Raw genomic sequence first — 17114 nt, 5'->3', positions numbered from 1 at the left:
TCGCACAGCGCCCGGTCCCGCGAGGGGCCGGGCGCGTCGTCGTTCCCTCGCGGTTCGGGCTACTTGAGCACGCGGCCGCTCACCGCCAGCGTCAAGCGGCGCGGCATCACCCCCGCCGCCCACGCACTGAAGGCGTTGGCGCGCCCGGAGACCACGCTCGGCGGCACGTCGTCGCGATCGAGCCGACGCAGTGTGAGCTCGACGACCTGGGCCGGCGTCTGGAACCGCCCGACCGCCGCGTCGGCGCCGGTGATGTCGAAGAACTCGGTCCGCGTCGCGCCCGGGCTCACCGCGATGACGCCGAGCCCGGTGCCCTTCGTCTCGTACGCGAGCGCCTCGGTGAAGCTCAGCACGAACGCCTTCGTCGCGCCGTAGACCGCCATGTTCGGGCACGGCTGGTAGGCGCCGGTGCTCGCGATGCCGACGAGGGCACCCCGCCCGTCGGCGACCATCTCCGGCAGCACCGCACGGGTGATCGCCACGAGTGCAGCGACGTTGACCTGCACCATCTCACCGATGCGAGCCGCATCCGCCTCGGCGAATGCGCCCTTCATGCCGAACCCTGCGTTGTTGACGAGGGTCTGGATGCGGATGCCTCGCTCGTCGAGTTCCCGCCGCAGCACCGCCGCGGCATCCGGACGGGTCAGGTCGAGGGCGATCGCCGTCGCCCGCACCCCGTGATCTCGATTGAGCCGGTCCGCCAGGTCGCGGAGCCGGTCCTCGCGGCGCGCGACGAGGACGACGTCCGCGCCCCGCGCGGCGAACTGCGTCGCGTACTCGACGCCGAGTCCGGCGCTCGCGCCGGTGATGAGCGCGGTGGTGCCGCGATAGTCCCTGGTCATGCCAGCCAATGTAGACACTGACAGCATTGTTGTCAATGCCAACATCGCGCTAGGGTGAGAGCGTGAGCGAGCGCACCTACCACCACGGCAACCTGCGGGCCGCGCTCCTCGAGCGCGCGTGGGAGGTAGTCGACGCCGAGGGCGCCGACGGCCTGTCGCTGCGGCAGCTCGCACGCGACGTCGGCGTCAGCCATGGCGCCTCAGCGCGTCACTTCCGCGACAAGCAGGCCCTGCTCGACGCGCTCGCAGTGGAGGGCTTCCAGCGCCTCAATGCTTCGCTCGGCGACGCCGTGTCGGGCGACGCACCGTTCGCGGACCGCTTCCGCGCCGCCGGCGACGCCTACGTCAGCTTCGCGGTGCGGCATCCCGCGATCCTGCGCACCATGTATACCGCCAAGCACCACGCGACCGCCTCCGCGGAGCTCGTCGAAGTGAGCCACGTCGCCATGCCCGCGCTCGTCGCGCTCATCACCGCGGCGCAAGACGCCGGCGAGCTGCCCGCAGGCCCCGCCGAAGAAGCCGCGGTCGTCGCGTTCGCGGCGGTGCACGGCGTCGCGACGCTCGCGACCGACGACCTCCTGAACGGCTTCCCGTGGCAGGACGCCACCGCCGCCACCACCGCGTCCGTGTGGCGGGGCCTGGTCGCCGCCGGCTCCGACGCACCCACCACCTAGGAGCCCTCGCGCGGAGCTCCCCCGCCATCCGTCGCCGAAACCGGGCATTCCCGCCGAGACCCAGCGCGACACACCCGGTCTCGGCCCGAACGCCATGGCTCGGCGAATGCGCGACGACGGCACCCCACGGCCCACAGCCCGGCCCACGCACCCGGCCCACGCCCCCGCCATCCGTAGCCGAAACCGGGGATTCCCGCCGAGACCCGGCGCGACACCCCCGGTCTCGGCCCGAACGCCATGGCTCGGCGAATGCGCGACGACCACGCCCCGAGAAGCACGGATGCCTCGACCCGGCGGGTCGAGGCATCCAGGGTCCTGCGGGTCAGGCGCCCTTCAGGCGCTCCGCGAGGTAGTCGTGCAGGGCGTCGAGCGGGACGCGCTCCTGGCCCATCGTGTCGCGGTCGCGCACGGTGACGGCGCGGTCGTCGAGCGAGTCGAAGTCGACCGTGACACAGAAGGGCGTGCCGATCTCGTCCTGGCGGCGGTAGCGGCGGCCGATCGCTCCGGCGTCGTCGAAGTCGATGTTCCAGTCGCCGCGCAGCTGCTCGGCGACTTCACGGGCGATCGGGGAGAGCTGCTCGTTGCGCGACAGCGGGAGCACCGCGACCTTCACGGGCGCCAGGCGCGGGTCGAGCTTGAGCACCGTGCGGGTGTCGGTGCCGCCCTTCGCGTTCGGCGCCTCCTCCTCGTGGTACGCGTCGACGAGGAACGCCATCATCGCGCGGGTGAGCCCGAACGAGGGCTCGATGACGTACGGGATGTACTTCTCGCCCGAGGCCTGGTCGAAGTAGGTCAGCGACTGCCCCGACGCCTCCGAGTGCGAGGTCAGGTCGTAGTCGGTGCGGTTGGCGACGCCCATGAGCTCGCCCCACTCCTTGCCGGCGAAGCCGAAGCGGTACTCGACGTCGATGGTGCCGTCGGAGTAGTGGGCGCGGTCCTCTTCGGGCACGTCGAACCGGCGCATGTTGTCGGGGTCGATGCCGAGGCCGATGAACCAGTCCCAGCACTCGTCGACCCAGTGCTCGAACCACTCCTGCGCGTCGGCGGGCGGCACGAAGTACTCGATCTCCATCTGCTCGAACTCGCGCGTGCGGAAGATGAAGTTTCCGGGGGTGATCTCGTTGCGGAACGCCTTGCCGACCTGGCCGATGCCGAACGGCGGCTTCTTGCGGCTCGCGGTGAGCACGTTCGAGAAGTTCACGAAGATGCCCTGCGCCGTCTCGGGGCGCAGGAAGTGCAGGCCCGACTCGTCGTCGACGACGCCGAGGTAGGTCTTCACGAGGCCTGAGAACGCCTTGGGCTCGGTGTACTGGCCCTTCGTGCCGCAGTTGGGGCAGGGGATGTCGGCAAGGCCGTTCTCGGCCGGGCGGCCCTTACGCGCCTCGAAGTCCTCGATGAGGTTGTCGGCGCGGAAGCGCTTGTGGCACTGCAGGCACTCGACGAGCGGGTCGGTGAAGGTCGCGACGTGACCGGAGGCCTCCCACACGCGCTTGGGCAGGATGATCGACGAGTCGAGGCCGACCATGTCGCCGCGGCCGCGCACGAACGTCTGCCACCACTGGCGACGGATGTTCTCCTTGAGCTCCGTGCCGAGGGGGCCGTAGTCCCAAGCCGACCGGGATCCGCCGTAGATCTCACCCGCTTGGAACACGAACCCGCGGTGACGGGCGAGGGCGATGACTTTGTCGAGGCGAGACTGCTCGGCCACGGTGGCTCCAATGGTCGGGAGGGGATGCACGAGAGTGCGAGAAGCCGCTGACCGCGGCATCCGTCGATTCTAGTCGTGGTGTGCCGAGGGGCCGGCCTCGCCGTCCGCGCTCTTGAACGCGCGGTCCCACTCCTGCAGCTCCTTGCGGCGGCCGATGAGCCCGTCGAGCGACACCTGGAAGTGCAGGCCCCGCCGGGCGTTGACCTGCTTGATGTTCTCGACGAGCTCGGTCGAGAACGAGGTCAGCGCGGTGCGCACCTCGCGGACGCGGTCGACCGGGTCGTCCCACAGGTCGGGGTGCTGCAGGATGTCGAGCAGATAGTCGCGGTCGAGGGCGGCCGTGAGCTTGCGCAGCGTCTCGCCGTACTCGACCGCGGCCGTGGCCCGCTGGCCTTCGTCGCCCTTGCGGTCGAGGCGCTCGAAGAGCTCCGTCGTGTTGTTCGCGACGGTCACGATCTCGCTCGCGACCTCGGTCGCATCGCGATTTCCGGATGCCCCGGCCGCCGCGTACTCGCCGCTCAGCGCCCGCAAGCGCCCGACGAGCGGGCGCACGGCGTCGGGAAGCGGCGCGTGGTGGCCAGGGGTGCCGCGGCGAGCGCGCCGGCGGAGCACCGCCCACAGCGCGCCGCCCGCGGCCACGAGCACGACCAGGCCCAGCGCGCCGCCGACGATGAGACCGCCGTCGACGCCGCCGCCTTGGCTGGAGTCAGCCGGTGTCGCGGCGACCACGCGCTGCACGGTCTCAGTGAGCGCGGCATCCAAAGAACCCGCCGACGCCTCAGCCTCGTTCGCGATCCGCATCGCCTCGCCCTTGGGGAGCACGTTCGACCCTGCGACCAGATCCCCGCCCACCGCAACGATGACGGTGTCATAGGTCGGCGCCCCGGGGTCTGCCGGAGCGGCGAGGTCCCGCAGGATCTCGGTGCTCGAGCCCTCCAGCGCGGCGTTCGACGAGAAGACGGCGACGGCCACCGACGAGTCGCCGATCTGCTGATCCAGCTTCGCCTCGAGCGCCGCCGAGTCGGAAATCTCAGGCGAGACGTACACATTGCCCTGCGCGAGGGCTGTGGCCGCCTCGTCGATGTACCCTTCGGCGTCAGCGAGCGTCAGCATCCGTCCGCCGTTCAGAAGTTGTTGATCACGGACGCGAAGACGAGGTCGATCTTCGCGGCGTCGGACGCATCGAACCACTGGCCGCCGGTCGCCTCGGCGATGCGCTGAAGCGCGCCGGTGTCGGCGCCCTCGCCGTACGCGATCGGGAAGATGCGCACCGGCGCGTCGTCGCCGCCCTCCTTCGACGCGGCGCCGATCTTCGCGACGAGCGAGTCCAGCGAGATCTCGGAGTCGGTGTCCTGGCCGTCCGACAGCAGCACGATCGCGTTGATGCGACCGGGCTGTGCCCGCGCGACCATCTCGTCGTACGCGGCGGCGATCGCGTCGTACAGGGGGGTGCCGTCGCGGTGAGCGAAGCGCAGGTCGTCGAGCGACGAGTCCACCGATTCCCGATCGCTCGCGAGCGGAGACACGTCCCGCAGCACGACGATGTTCTTCCCGGCCTCCGACTCGACGCCGGTGGTGAACGCCCACACGCCGACCTCGTCGGACGAGCGGAAGTGGCCGAGGGTCGCCTGAGCGCCCTCGATCGCGCCGTCGAGCTTCGAGCGGCCGTCGCCGATCGCCTCGTCCATGGAGCCCGAGATGTCGATCACCTCGAGCACCGACGAGGGCTTGCGGATCTGCGTCCACTGGTCGATCGCGGCCGACACCACGTCGACGGCAGGCTTCGGCAGCGTGACCGCGGGGCCGGCGGGATCGACGCCGTACTCGGCCGTGAAGAGGTCGCCCAGCGGCGCCGAGGCATCCAGCGGGCGGAAGCCGTACTCGGGCAGGATCTTCTGCGCCGCGTCGGTCTGCAGGAACGCGGCGAACGCCGCGCCCGCTTCGGCCTGCTCGGGCGTCACCCAGTCTGCGCCGAGCACGGTGATCGGGTTGTCGGACCACATCGAGCCGCCCGACGGGTACACCGCGACCAGCTTCTCTTTCGGAGGCGTCAGCGTCTCACCCGGCTGCACCGTGTGCGAGTCGGGGTTGCCCTGGTTGTAGTTGAGCAGCGAGGTCTCTTCGAGCGCCACCGCCGAGACGTACCCCGAGCCGCCGGCGCCGTTCTGCGTCTCGTCGTAGAGCCGCGTCAGCACCTTGCCGGTGGTGTCGCCGTAGTGGATGACGCATTCCTCGAACACGCGCGAGAACTCCGCGGCGGCCGCGACGTCGTCTGCCGTGAGATCGGCGGACTTGCCGGATGCCTCGTACGACTGCATCAGGATCGCCGAGAGCCCGGTCGTCGACGTGTTCGGATTCGTCTTCGAGATCTTGAACGAGCCCCACAGCGGCTTGCCGACACTCGCCCAGCCCGCGGGGTCCTGGCAGAGCGCCTCGAAGTCGGCGATGCCGATCGGCGACGCCGGGTAGCCGAGCGCCTTCGCCATCGTCTCGGGAACGCCGAACACGACCGGCGTGTGCGTGAACGATTCGGGCTCGCCGACGAGGGAAGCGGATGCTGCGGCCGCGACCCGATCGGTCCACACCGTCGACGCGGGCGACCACATGGTGGGCCAGCGGCGCGTGTCGTCGTCGGGCCAGTCGCCGCCTGCCGTGAGGAACCGGGTCGCGTCGCCCGACGAGACGTTGATCGGATGCACGGTCGCGCACTCGGCGAGCTGCTCGTGCTGTGCCGACTGCTTGAACGCGTCGGCCAGCGCGTCGAGCATGTTGACCTTCTCGGACGAGGTCGCCACGACGACGCTCGTGCAGCCGTCGTCGGCGAAATCGCCGCCGCCCGACTCCTCGACCACGGGGTCGGCGCCGAAGCACCCGGTCAGCGCGATGGCCGCGGCGATCAGCACTGTCGTGCCCGCGAGCAGACGCGGTCGGATCCGGGCGAGGGGCGAGCTGTCGGCGGGCGAGCGCCGGCTTCGTGCGGGCATGTCAGAAGCCTAAGGCTCCCGGCCGCGGGCGCACAGACGAGCGGTACCTCCCCGGCCGCGCAGACGCGGCATACCCTGGTCGCGTGGACCGGAGGTCGCGATGACCGAGCCCGCTCCGAGACGCCCCGCTCGCCTCTCGCGGTGGCTCGCGGTCGCCCTGCTCGCGCTTCTCGCACTGCCCGGATGCACCGGCTCGCCGCCGCACGGGGACGAGCTGTACGCCTCGGCACGACAGGCGAACCTGCTGTTCAAGGAGGCCGTCGCCACCCTGCTCGTCCACGTCTCCGACGGCAGCTGGCAGGTGCAGGAGTACGGAGACATCCCCGTCGACTGCCACCGCGGCTATGCCTTCTCGCTGCACCGCACCACGTACGAGGGCTGGACGACCGACGCCGACGCGCCGACGACGGCGGATCGCCTCGGCGACTGGCTGACCGCCCGAGGCTGGACGACGAGGCCACCCGCCCAGCACGCCGACGGTGAGGTCGTGGTCGAGGCGTCCGATCCCGCGCTGGACGTCGCGACCCTCACCATCGAGATCCGCGGCGGCGCGGGCCGGGCGGACGCGATCGGCGTGGGTGCCACGAGCACCTGCTTCGACGGCGATCCTGCGGAGCTGACCGCGATCCTCTACCCCGGGTGGCCTGACCATCCCGTCGCGCACGAGCCGCTGCCCGTCGGCGAGCTCGCCGGGGCGACGCCGATCTTCGGCTTCACCGAGGACGGTGAGCCGCGCTGACGTCGGGCTTCACGCTTCCCGCAGCGCGTCGCGCCCGACCTCGGCGATGGAAGTGTGTCCCGACAGCCCCAGGGTGATGTCGAGTTCGGCGAGCACGTTGCGCACCACCTCGTGCACCCCGGCCTCGCCGGCGATTCCGAGGCCGTAGGCGTAGGGGCGCCCGAGTGCGACCGCGGTCGCCCCGAGCGCGAGCGCGATGAACACGTCGGAGCCCTGCCGCACGCCGGAATCGAAGACGATCGGCACCCGCCCGGCGACGCGCTCGGCGATCGTGGGCAGCACCTCGAGGGTCGGCACCGACTGGTCGATCTGACGCCCACCGTGGTTCGAGATCCAGATGCCGTCGACGCCGGCGTCGAGCGCCCGGATCGCGTCGTCGGGATGCACGATGCCTTTCAGGATGATCGGCAGCGACGTCCACTGCCGGGCCTTCGCCAGGTCGTCCCACGTGAGCGCCGGCGTCGAGAACACGTCGAGGAACGTCTCCACCGCGGCGCGCGGCAGCGGCGAGCGCAGATTCTCGCGCACACTGCTCGTGCCCGTGAGGGCCGCGCCCTTGCGCGCGATCCGCACCCCTGCCGCCACGGCTTTCGGGGTGACTCTGACCGGCGGCGCAGGCGGGGCGGCAGCATCCGTCCCTCGCGACCGCTCGCGCACCAGCTGCTGGAAGACGGGGTCGCTCGTGTACTGTGCGATGCCCATCGCCCGCGTGAACGGCAGGTACGCCAGGTCGAGATCGCGCGTGCGCCATCCGAGGAGGTGGGTGTCGAGCGTCACGACGACGGCTTCGCATCCGGATGCCTCGGCCCGGCCGAGCAGCGACGCGTTGAGCTCGTCGGACGCCGACCAGTACAGCTGGAACAGCCGCGAGCCGTCGGGCGCGGCATCGGCCACCGCCTCCATCGGGAAGGAGGCCTGGTTCGACAGCGTGTACGGGACGCCGAGCGAGGCCGCCGCCCGCGCCACCGCGAGGTCGGCGTCGGCGTGGGCCATCTCCATGACCCCGAGCGGGGCGAGCAGGAGCGGCGTGGGCCGCCGCACGCCGAAGAGGTCGATCGACAGGTCGCGCGACGATACGTCCCGCAGCGGCCGCGGCCACACCTGCCAGCGGCCGAAGGCGGCGCGGTTCGAGGCGACGGTGCGCTCGGCGCCCGCTCCCCCGGCGATGTACGCGAACGCCTCGGCGCTCAGCGCCTTGCGTGCCGCGGTCTCGAGGGCGTCGGTGTCGACCGGCACGCGGGGCCGGGTGCCGCTGATGCCGGCGCGGTAGATGTCGGACTGGGTCCGACGCGAGATGCCGCGCGACGCGGCGGCGGGGTCGTCGGGAGCAACGCTGCTCTGGGCCATGCCCGCCAGCCTACGCAGAACGGCGGCGCGCCGAGCCCGTCGCCGACACGGTCCGTATACGCATCGGCGACGGGGGATTGGGAAAGCGCTCGCCGGGAACCCTAGGGCACCGGAGGTCGACGGCGCAAGGTGGGCAGGTCAACTCGTAAAAACGTTTCACGAAGTTCTTGCCTCTCGGCACGACGCCGTGCCAGACTGCGAGCGACCGAGCGCGGGAAACGCTTTCCGCGGTCGCGACGACAGAACCGGACCGCGGCACCAGCGCGGTCCACACCGGACAGGGCTCGAGTCCGTACGCGCCCGGTTCACGACGATGGATGCCGCGATGCCGCGGCGTGCGCCGTCATCCTTTGCCGATGCTGACAACAGGAGGAACCGTGCCCCACGTGTCCGCACGCGCCGACGGCGCGACGCGACCCGCAGAACACGCCCCCGCGGCCCGCGCACCCCGCCGCGGGCTTCGACTCACCGCGATCGCCGGCGCCACCGCCGTGGTCGCGGCTCTCATCACCGCGACCCCCGCCGCGGCGCTGCTCCCCCCGGCCGACGACGGCGCCTGGCGCTTCGACTTCGGCACCGCGACGAGCGCCGTCGCCGAGGGCTGGCAGCAGGTGCGCACGACATCGCTGTACACCGCTGAGTCGGGCTGGGGCATCACCGTGCCCGAGGGCCTGACGCTCTTCGACCGCGACCGCAGCACCGACGGCTCCCCCGCGGGCCCGATGGAGGACGACTTCGTCGCCGGCACGAACTGGGGATTCCAGCTCGACGGTCTGCCCGAGGGCGACTACGAGGTCACAGTGACCATCGGCGACGGCCTGAGCTCGGCATCCGGGACCAACGCCACCGTGACGCTCGAGGGCGTCGCCCAGACCCGCATGACTTCGGCGCGCGGACTCAACACGACCGCGACGTTCACCACCCCCGTCACCGACGGCCAGCTCACCGTGGGCTTCACCGGGTCGGGTCTCGGTGCCTACATCAACGGCCTCGTCGTCGCGCCGATCGTTCCCGACGCCCCGACCGGTCTCGCCACGACCCGCGTCGCCTGGAACGGCGTCGACCTCGCGTGGACCGCCGTCGACGGCGCGACCACGTACCAGGTGCTCCGCGCGCCCGTGGTGAACGACACCACCGGTGAGTTCGCGCAGATCGCCGAGACCACCGTCCCCTCCTACAGCGACACCTCCGTCGCCGAGGGCGCTTCGTACGCCTACGCGGTCGTCACGACGGACGACGACGGCGTGGCCTCCGCCCCGTCGGCCGAGGTGCGGTCGGGCGTCATCCCCGAGCTCGTCGCGCCGGCCGCCCCGGCCGACCTCGCTGTGGCGCAGGTCACGCGCGACGCGGTCGTGCTCTCATGGTCGGCCGTCGCGAACGGCGACGAGTACGTCGTCGAGCGCGCCGGCGCCGATGGCGTCTTCTCCGCGCTGACGACCGTCACGACGCCGGGATACACGGATGCTGCCGACACGGCGCAGCAGTGGACCTACCGCGTCACCGCCCGCAACCAGGCGGGCTCGTCGGCCTCGGCCACCGTCACCTCGAACGTCTACACCGCACCGGCGCCGCTTCCGACCGGTGACGTCGTGACGTTCGACTTCGGCCCGGGCCAGGTGGCGGACGGCGCCCTCTCGGTGACGTCGGCGACGGCGTACAACCCGGAGTGGGGCTACGGCTTCTCGACCGCGCCCACCTCGGCGACGCCCGACGTCGACCGCGGCGGCTCCGACGCGCTGCGGGGCGACTTCGTCGCCGCGGCCGGCGCGACCTTCGAGGTCGACCTCGGCGCCGGCGACTACTCCGTGCGCCTGGTCTCGGGCGACGCCCAGGCGGCGACCACGACCACGGTGACGGCCGAGAGCATCGCGAAGGTGCTGGCGAACCCGCAGGCCGCGGGCGCGTTCCTCGACATGTCGTTCACGATCGCGCTCGTCGACGGCACGCTGACGCTGCAGTTCGCGGGCGACGCCCCCGCCGTCAACGCGCTGACGATCACGCGCCTGCCGGCACGTGTCGCCGGCGCCATCTCGACGGCGTTCCTCACCGGCGACTCGACCGTGCAGACCTACGACCCGATCGCGTACGCGCCGCAGGCCGGCTGGGGCCAGATGATCGACCGGTTCTTCGCCGACGACATCGCCTTCCAGAACAACGCCATCGGCGGCCGCTCGTCCAAGAACTTCATCACGCAGGGCCGCCTGGACGAGGTGCTGCGCAGCATCCGTCCCGGCGACTACCTGTTCGTGCAGTTCGGGCACAACGATGCCACCCAGGGGGTCGACGACCGCTACGCGAGCCCCGCGGACTACAAGGAGTACCTGCGGGTCTACGTCGAGGGCGCGCGCCAGCGCGGCGCGACCCCGATTCTGGTGACCCCGGTGTCGCGGCGGAGCTTCGACGCTGCCACGGGCCTGTTCAACGTGAGCTTCCCCGAGTACGTCGACAAGATGAAGGAGCTCGCCGCAGAGGAGGACGTGCTGCTGGTCGACCTGTCGGCGTCCAGCCGCGCGTACCTGAACGAGATCGGGCCGGAGGCGGCGAAGGCCGTGTTCCTGCACGTCGATCCCGGCATCTTCGCGAACCGGCCCGCCGGCATCGTCGACGACACGCACTTCCAGGAGTACGGCGCGATCCAGATGGCGCGGCTCATCGCGCAGGATGTCGCGGGACTGGACTCGCCGCTCGCGGCGAAGGTCTCCGACATCGCACCGCCCGCCGACGTTCCCGCGGCTCCGCAGAACGTCGTGGCCGGCGCGATCAGCAACGGCGGTGCGACGCTCCAGTGGGATGCCTCGCCGACGGCCGACATCTACAAGATCTACCGTCAGGCGGTGGCCGACACGGCTCCCGAGTGGACGCTCGTGGGCATGGTGACGCAGACGAGCTCGATCGTGCAGGGTCTCGCCGAGGGCACCGGCTACCGGTACCGCGTCGTCGCGGTGAACGGCCGCGGCGAGTCCGCGCCGAGCGCCGCCGTGACCTTCACGACGAAGCAGGCGGTCTACAAGTACGACTTCCAGCTGGCGGGCAACCCCCTGATGGCGGGCTACACCGAAGTGAACCCGAACACGGCGTACACGGCTGCGCGCGGGTACGGCTTCCTCAACACCCTGGCCGCGAACGCCGGCCGTGACCGGGGCGCCGCGACCGGCTCGAACGACCTGGTGCGCGACTTCGTGCTCCCGGGCGACAGCTCGACCTTCGCCCTGGACGTCCCGAACGGCACGTACTCGGTGAAGACCTACTCGGGCGACTGGATCGGGTCGACGCGCACGAGCTTCCGCATCGAAGGCAAGGAGGCCGGCACCGGCAACGCCGGCTCCGGCAGCGTCAACTCGACCCTGCGCGGACCGTTCCTCGTCACCGACGGGCAGCTCAACGTCGAGGCGTACGGCGCCGCGGCGGGCACGCGCCTGAACGGCCTGGAGATCACGCCGATCCTGCTCGGGCCGGTGGGACTCGAGGTCACCGACGTGAACGCCGACCCGGCGGCGCCCAGCGTGGCGCTGGCGTGGGATGCCGAGCCCGGACTCACCTGGAACGTCTACCGGCAGTCGCCGTTCGACGCCAAGGCCGTGCTCGTCGCGGCGGTGAGCGAGCCTGAGTTCGTCGACACGACGGCTCGCGTCGGGCTCGATTACGCGTACCACGTGACCGCGGTCGACCAGACGAAGCTCGAGTCGGTGCCGTCGGCCACGGTCGAGGTCTCGTTCGTCGACGCCGACGTGACGCCGCCCGCGGCACCGTCGGGGCTCGCGGTCGAGAGCATCGACAAGCGAGCGGTGGAGTTCTCGTGGGCGCAGCCGCTGGGCGCGCTGTACTACCTGGTGTTCCGCTCCGAGGTCGAGGGCGAGCGCGGCGAGCTGATCGGCGTGGCGGACGCGAGCCGCTACACCGACACCGACGTGCTCACCACGATCCCGTACTTCTACACGGTGGTCGCGGTGAACGCCGGCGGCGCAGGTGCCGCATCCGCGCAGCTCGGCACCGAGGCGGTGACGGTGCTGCAGCGGCAGGCCGAGTACCTCGACCGCGCCCCGGCGGCGGTGAGGACGGATGCCGGCAACCTGGTGTCCTGGCGCATGCTCGGCACCGATCCCGACAGCGTGGCCTTCCACGTCTACCGTGACGGCACGCGCCTCACTTCGGCGCCGATCACGGACTCGACGAACTATCTCGACGAGGCCGGGGACGCGGCATCCGTGTACTTCGTCACCAAGGTGGTGGACGGCGTCGAGACCACCGAGACGGACTCGTTCGGCGTGCAGACCGGTGCGTACCGGTCGGTGCCGCTCGACAAGCCCGCCGACGCCTACAGCAAGGACGGTCAGCCGTACACCTACTCCGCCAACGACACGAGCGTGGGCGACGTCGACGGCGACGGCCAGTACGAGCTTCTGGTGAAGTGGGACCCGTCCAACGCGAAGGACAACTCGCAGGCCGGGTACACCGGCAACGTGTACCTCGACGCCTACCGGCTCGACGGCACGCGGCTGTGGCGCATCGACCTGGGCGTGAACATCCGGGCCGGCGCGCACTACACGCAGTTCCAGGTGTACGACTACGACGGCGACGGACGTGCCGAGGTCATCATGAAGACCGGCGACGGCACGATCGACGGCGTGGGCCAGCCGATCGGCAACGCGAGCGCCGACTACCGCAACAGCTCGGGTTACGTGCTCACGGGCCCCGAGTACCTCACGGTGTTCAACGGTCTCACCGGCGCCGCGCTCGACACGGTGGACTACGTGCCGGCCCGCGGTGACGTCGGAGCGTGGGGCGATGCCTACGGCAACCGGGTCGACCGGTTCCTCGCGGCGACGGCCTACCTCGACGGCGAGCACCCGAGCGCGGTCTTCAGCCGCGGGTACTACACCCGCGCGGTGATGGCGGCGTACGACTTCGACGGAACGACGCTCACCCAGCGGTGGGTGCTCGACTCGAACGAGGACGGCAACGAGGGCTTCTACGGGATGGGTAACCACAACCTGTCGGTCGCGGACGTCGATGGCGACTCGAAGGACGAGATCGTCTACGGCTCGGCGACGGTCGACGACGACGGGCAGCTGCTCTACTCGACCGGCCTCGGCCACGGCGACGCGATCCACGTGTCGGATCTCGTGCCTTCGAACCCGGGTCTCGAGGTCTTCGCGGCCCACGAGGACATGGCCAACTCCGGCAACGTCGGCGCGACGATGCGCGACGCCCGTACCGGCGAGGTGCTGTGGTCGATCCCCGCAGTGAGGGACACCGGCCGCGCGGCATCCGGCGACATCGATCCCCGCTACGAAGGGGCCGAGGGATGGGCCATCGGCGGCGACGCCGCGTGGAACTCCCCGGTCGGCCAGCTGAAGTCGTCCACGGGCGAGCTCATCGGCGAGAAGATCCCGGCGGCGAACTTCCTCGCGTGGTTCGACGGCGACCCGCTCCGCGAGATCGTCGACCACGAATGGAACGCGACCACGTCCCAGGGCGTGCCGACGATCTCCAAGTGGAACTGGGAGACCGAGTCCGCCGACGTGATCGTGAAGGCCGACGGCGCCCGGTCGAACAACTCGACGAAGGGCACGCCCAACCTGCAGGCCGACCTGTTCGGCGACTGGCGCGAGGAGATCGCGTGGCGCTCGGCCGACTCGAGCGAGCTGCGGATCTACTCGACCACCGACGAGACCGACCTGCGCATCCGCACGCTGATGCACGACCCGGTCTACCGCCTGTCGGTCGCGTGGCAGAACACCGGCTACAACCAGCCGCCGCAGACGTCGTTCTTCCTCGGCGACGGCATGAGCACCCCACCGGCACCGCGCATCGCGGTCACCGGTGACCCGTCGGGGGCGACGGACGCCACCGCCCCGGTGCTAACGGGGCTGCCCGCGGACGGCACGCTGCTGCCCAGCACGGGCACGTTCACGGTGGGGGTGAGTGCGGACGACCCGGAATCGGGCGTGCGCAACCTCGACATCGCGTTCGACGGCGAGCCGGTCGCACCGGGACAGGTCATCGCGCTGGCCGACAGGGTGGGGGTGCACACGCTCACCGTCAACGCGGTCAACCACGACGGCCTCGTCACCGCCGCGTCGGTGGAGCTGCTGGTGTTCGACGACGAAGGCGCCACGGCCAAGCCCGGCCGCGGTGTGCTGTCGACGAACTCCGGCTGGGAGGACGGGCTGCACGACGGCACGTTCACGTTGTCGATGAACCTCTGGTCGGGGGTCAACGGCGCGGTGTACAAGCTGTACGAGAACGGCACGCTCATCGCCACGAAGCTGCTCGACGCGAACTCGCCCAAGGCGCAGCTGTCGACCGTCGACGTGTCGGGCAAACCCAACGGCACCTACGTGTACACGGGCGAGCTGAGTAACGCGAAGGGCACCACCGCGACCACCTCGGTCACGGTGAAGGTGAAGGACGCCGCGCCCGCGGCACCCGTCCTCTCCCAGGACAACTGGGACAAGGACGGCAACTACACCGTCACCGCCAACCTGTGGTGGGGCACCAACGCCACCACCTACCGCCTGTTCGAGAACGGCACGGTGATCGACCAGCAGTCGCTCACCGCCGCCTCCCCGAACGCACAGCAGGCCAAGACCGCCATCGCGGGACGCGCGCCCGGCACGTACACCTACGTCGCCGAGTTCGCCAACGCCGCCGGAGCCACCAACTCCCAATCGATCACGGTCACCGTGAGGTAGCCGGACTCCGGGAATGCGGCCGGTCGCCTTCGGGCGGCCGGCCGCTTCGCGTTCGCGCCGGGATCAACCCGGGGTCAGCCGCCGAAGCCGCACCAGGCGGCGACCCACGTCAGGATGCGCCCGCGCATCTCCTCGCCGACGAACAGTTCGACCGAACCGGGCTCGCCCTCCAGCTCCACGGCCAGGTCGAAGATCGTGCCGCGCTTGTCTTCCTGGACGGCGTGCGGGTCGCATCGGAACGGCACGATCGGGATCTGCACCACGATCGGCTCCGCGTCCCCCTCGGCGACCTCGATGTCGAGCGCGTGGACCTCCTCGGAGGTCGCCCCGGCGAAGTCGATCAGGTTCGTGCGTCCGATGCCCTCGATCGTCACCGCCCCGTCGCCGGTCGGGCTGACCGTGAGCTCGAGCGCTGCAGGGGCGCCGGGTGCGGAGGGCTCGAAGCCGGTGAAGGCGACGGCGGCAGCATCCGTCACCCTCTCCAGCAGGCACTCGCGGGCGTGCAGCTCCGCGAGGAATCCCAGCGGATCGGCAGCGGATGCCGTCACCTCGGTCGACGCGGCGTCACCTGTCAGCTCGAGCACGACGTGGGCCCCGCCGTCGTCGGGCGCGGTGCAGTCGACGGGCGGCAGCTGCACGCGGATGTCGACGGTGCCGCCGGGCGGCACGGTGCTGACGCGACCGGCGATCACGCGGATCGCCGGGCCGTCGAATCGCGCGTCTTCGACACGGACCTCTCCGACCGTGAGCGGCGCATCGCCGCCGTTCTCGAGATGCACCTGGGCCTGGCGGCCGGCGACGTCCGAGCGCAGCTGCTGGAGCTCGACGACGACCCCGGCCGGCGGCGTCGGCGCGGACTCGGGGCTCTGAGGCGACGCAGCGCACCCGGTCAGCGCCAGCGCACCCGCGAGCGCGACCGCCCCGAGGCGGGGACGCGGTCGCGCCGGGGTCCGCATCGGCCTTACCGCGTCAGCGTCTCGCGGGCGACCGTGAAGTCCTCGAGCGCCACCGGGTCGATGTCGACGCCGAGGCCGTGGCCGATCGGCACGCGCACATGCCCGTCTTCGAGCACGGCGGGCTCGGTGACGATGTCGCGCGTGTAGAAGCGGCTCGAGGCCGAGACGTCGCCCGGCAGGGTGAAGCCCGGGAGCGCGGCGAGGGCCGCGTTGGCGGCACGGCCGATCCCGGTCTCGAGCATGCCGCCGCACCACACCGGCACCCCGGCCGCCAGGCAGCGGTCGTGGATCTTCACCGCTTCGACGTACCCGCCCACCCGGCCGGCCTTGATGTTGATGACCGATGCCGAGCCCAGCGTGAGCGCGTCGGCCGCGGCCTTGTCGGACACGATGGACTCGTCGAGGCAGACCGGGGTGCGAAGACGGCGAGCCAGCGTCGCGTGGTCGACGAGATCGTCCTCCTGCAGCGGCTGCTCGATGAGGAGCAGGTCGAAGCGGTCGAGCTCGGCGAGGGTGTCGGCATCCGCCATCGTGAAGGCGGAGTTCGCGTCGACCTGCAGCGGGATCGCGCCGAACTCATCGCGCACGGCGGCCGTGTCGCCGACGTCGCGGCCGGGTTTGATCTTGATCTTGATGCGCACGTAGCCCTCGTCGAGGTAGCCGCGCACGGTCTCGACGAGCGCGGCGGGATCGCGCTGGATGCCGACCGACACCCCGCTCGGCACGCGGTCGCGCACCGCCCCGGCGTACTCGGCGAAGCTGCGTCCCTCGGCGCGCAGCCCCGCATCGAGCACGGCGAGCTCGAGTCCGGCCTTGGCCATGCGGTGGCCCTTGAAAGGCTCGAGCACGCTCGCGACCTCCTCCGGTGCGAGGCGCTCCCGGTCGAGGAGTGCCGGCACGAGGAAGCGCAGCGCGACGTCCCACGCGCCCTGCGTGTACTCGCTCGAGTACAGCGGATCGGCCTGCGTGACGACTTCGCCCCAGCCGTCGCCGTCAGCGGTGAGCGCCCGCACGACGATGACCTCACGCACCGTCTCGGTGCCGAACGACGTGGTGAACGGAGCGACGAGCGGCAGGTGCAGCACTCGCAGCTCGAATCCTTCGAGGGTGACGGATGCCGCCGGCCGGGCGATGGGCATGCGCTCAGCGTACGCCCGGCCGGCTACGGA

Annotated in this window: 10 protein-coding genes; 3 read left to right on the top strand and 7 right to left on the bottom strand. The window is 71.2% G+C overall.

Annotated elements, in window-relative coordinates; translation table 11 throughout:
* Nucleotides 1–59 precede the first annotated feature (59 nt).
* Nucleotides 60–842, bottom strand: coding sequence for an SDR family NAD(P)-dependent oxidoreductase (locus ACFC1K_RS04130; protein ID WP_375870558.1), 783 nt, complete (start codon nucleotides 840–842; stop codon nucleotides 60–62).
* Nucleotides 843–904: 62 nt separating this feature from the next.
* Between ACFC1K_RS04130 and ACFC1K_RS04125 the strand changes: the two genes are divergently transcribed.
* The gene (locus tag ACFC1K_RS04125; protein ID WP_375870557.1) at nucleotides 905–1516 is read left to right on the top strand and encodes a TetR/AcrR family transcriptional regulator; all 612 of its coding nucleotides are present in this window, start codon (nucleotides 905–907) and stop codon (nucleotides 1514–1516) included.
* 322 nt (nucleotides 1517–1838) lie between these two features.
* Here ACFC1K_RS04125 and ACFC1K_RS04120 read toward each other — a convergent pair whose 3' ends face one another.
* The 3 genes from ACFC1K_RS04120 to ACFC1K_RS04110 all read right to left on the bottom strand — a co-directional run bounded on the left by ACFC1K_RS04120 (nucleotide 1839) and on the right by ACFC1K_RS04110 (nucleotide 6208).
* On the bottom strand, nucleotides 1839–3224 hold the full coding sequence (locus ACFC1K_RS04120) for a glycine--tRNA ligase (protein WP_310286254.1): 1386 nt from the start codon (nucleotides 3222–3224) through the stop codon (nucleotides 1839–1841).
* Between the two features lie 69 nt (nucleotides 3225–3293).
* Nucleotides 3294–4337: a hypothetical protein gene (locus ACFC1K_RS04115; RefSeq protein WP_310286256.1), complete on the bottom strand. Its 1044-nt coding sequence runs from the start codon at nucleotides 4335–4337 to the stop codon at nucleotides 3294–3296.
* 11 nt (nucleotides 4338–4348) lie between these two features.
* Nucleotides 4349–6208 carry a substrate-binding domain-containing protein gene (locus ACFC1K_RS04110; protein WP_375870556.1) on the bottom strand — a complete coding sequence of 620 codons (1860 nt, stop codon included), beginning with the start codon at nucleotides 6206–6208 and terminating at the stop codon, nucleotides 4349–4351.
* A 100-nt stretch (nucleotides 6209–6308) separates the two neighbouring features.
* Here ACFC1K_RS04110 and ACFC1K_RS04105 point away from each other — a divergent pair, with 100 nt between their 5' ends.
* Complete coding sequence (locus tag ACFC1K_RS04105; protein ID WP_375870555.1) at nucleotides 6309–6947, top strand: hypothetical protein; 639 nt, start codon at nucleotides 6309–6311, stop codon at nucleotides 6945–6947.
* A 9-nt stretch (nucleotides 6948–6956) separates the two neighbouring features.
* On the opposite strand, the gene ACFC1K_RS04100 is transcribed toward ACFC1K_RS04105, so the two are convergent.
* Nucleotides 6957–8294 (bottom strand): alpha-hydroxy-acid oxidizing protein, encoded by a 1338-nt coding sequence (locus ACFC1K_RS04100; protein WP_375870554.1) that lies wholly within the window; start codon nucleotides 8292–8294, stop codon nucleotides 6957–6959.
* A 386-nt stretch (nucleotides 8295–8680) separates the two neighbouring features.
* On the opposite strand from ACFC1K_RS04100, the gene ACFC1K_RS04095 reads away from it, so the two are divergent.
* On the top strand, nucleotides 8681–14989 hold the full coding sequence (locus ACFC1K_RS04095) for a fibronectin type III domain-containing protein (RefSeq protein WP_375871149.1): 6309 nt from the start codon (nucleotides 8681–8683) through the stop codon (nucleotides 14987–14989).
* A gap of 74 nt (nucleotides 14990–15063) precedes the next feature.
* Here ACFC1K_RS04095 and ACFC1K_RS04090 read toward each other — a convergent pair whose 3' ends face one another.
* Together ACFC1K_RS04090 and menC are read right to left on the bottom strand one after the other, a co-directional pair.
* Nucleotides 15064–15945 carry a hypothetical protein gene (locus ACFC1K_RS04090; protein WP_375870553.1) on the bottom strand — a complete coding sequence of 294 codons (882 nt, stop codon included), beginning with the start codon at nucleotides 15943–15945 and terminating at the stop codon, nucleotides 15064–15066.
* A 5-nt stretch (nucleotides 15946–15950) separates the two neighbouring features.
* The gene (gene menC / locus ACFC1K_RS04085; RefSeq protein WP_375870552.1) at nucleotides 15951–17084 is read right to left on the bottom strand and encodes an o-succinylbenzoate synthase; all 1134 of its coding nucleotides are present in this window, start codon (nucleotides 17082–17084) and stop codon (nucleotides 15951–15953) included.
* Between the last annotated feature and the right edge of the window lie 30 nt (nucleotides 17085–17114).

Origin of the sequence: Microbacterium sp. NPDC056057 (genome assembly GCF_042266945.1) — a bacterium.
GTDB classification, from domain to species: Bacteria; Actinomycetota; Actinomycetes; order Actinomycetales; family Microbacteriaceae; genus Microbacterium; species Microbacterium trichothecenolyticum_C.
The sequence above is the reverse complement of the archived record's forward strand: the minus strand, read 5'-3'. Positions and strand labels throughout refer to the sequence as shown.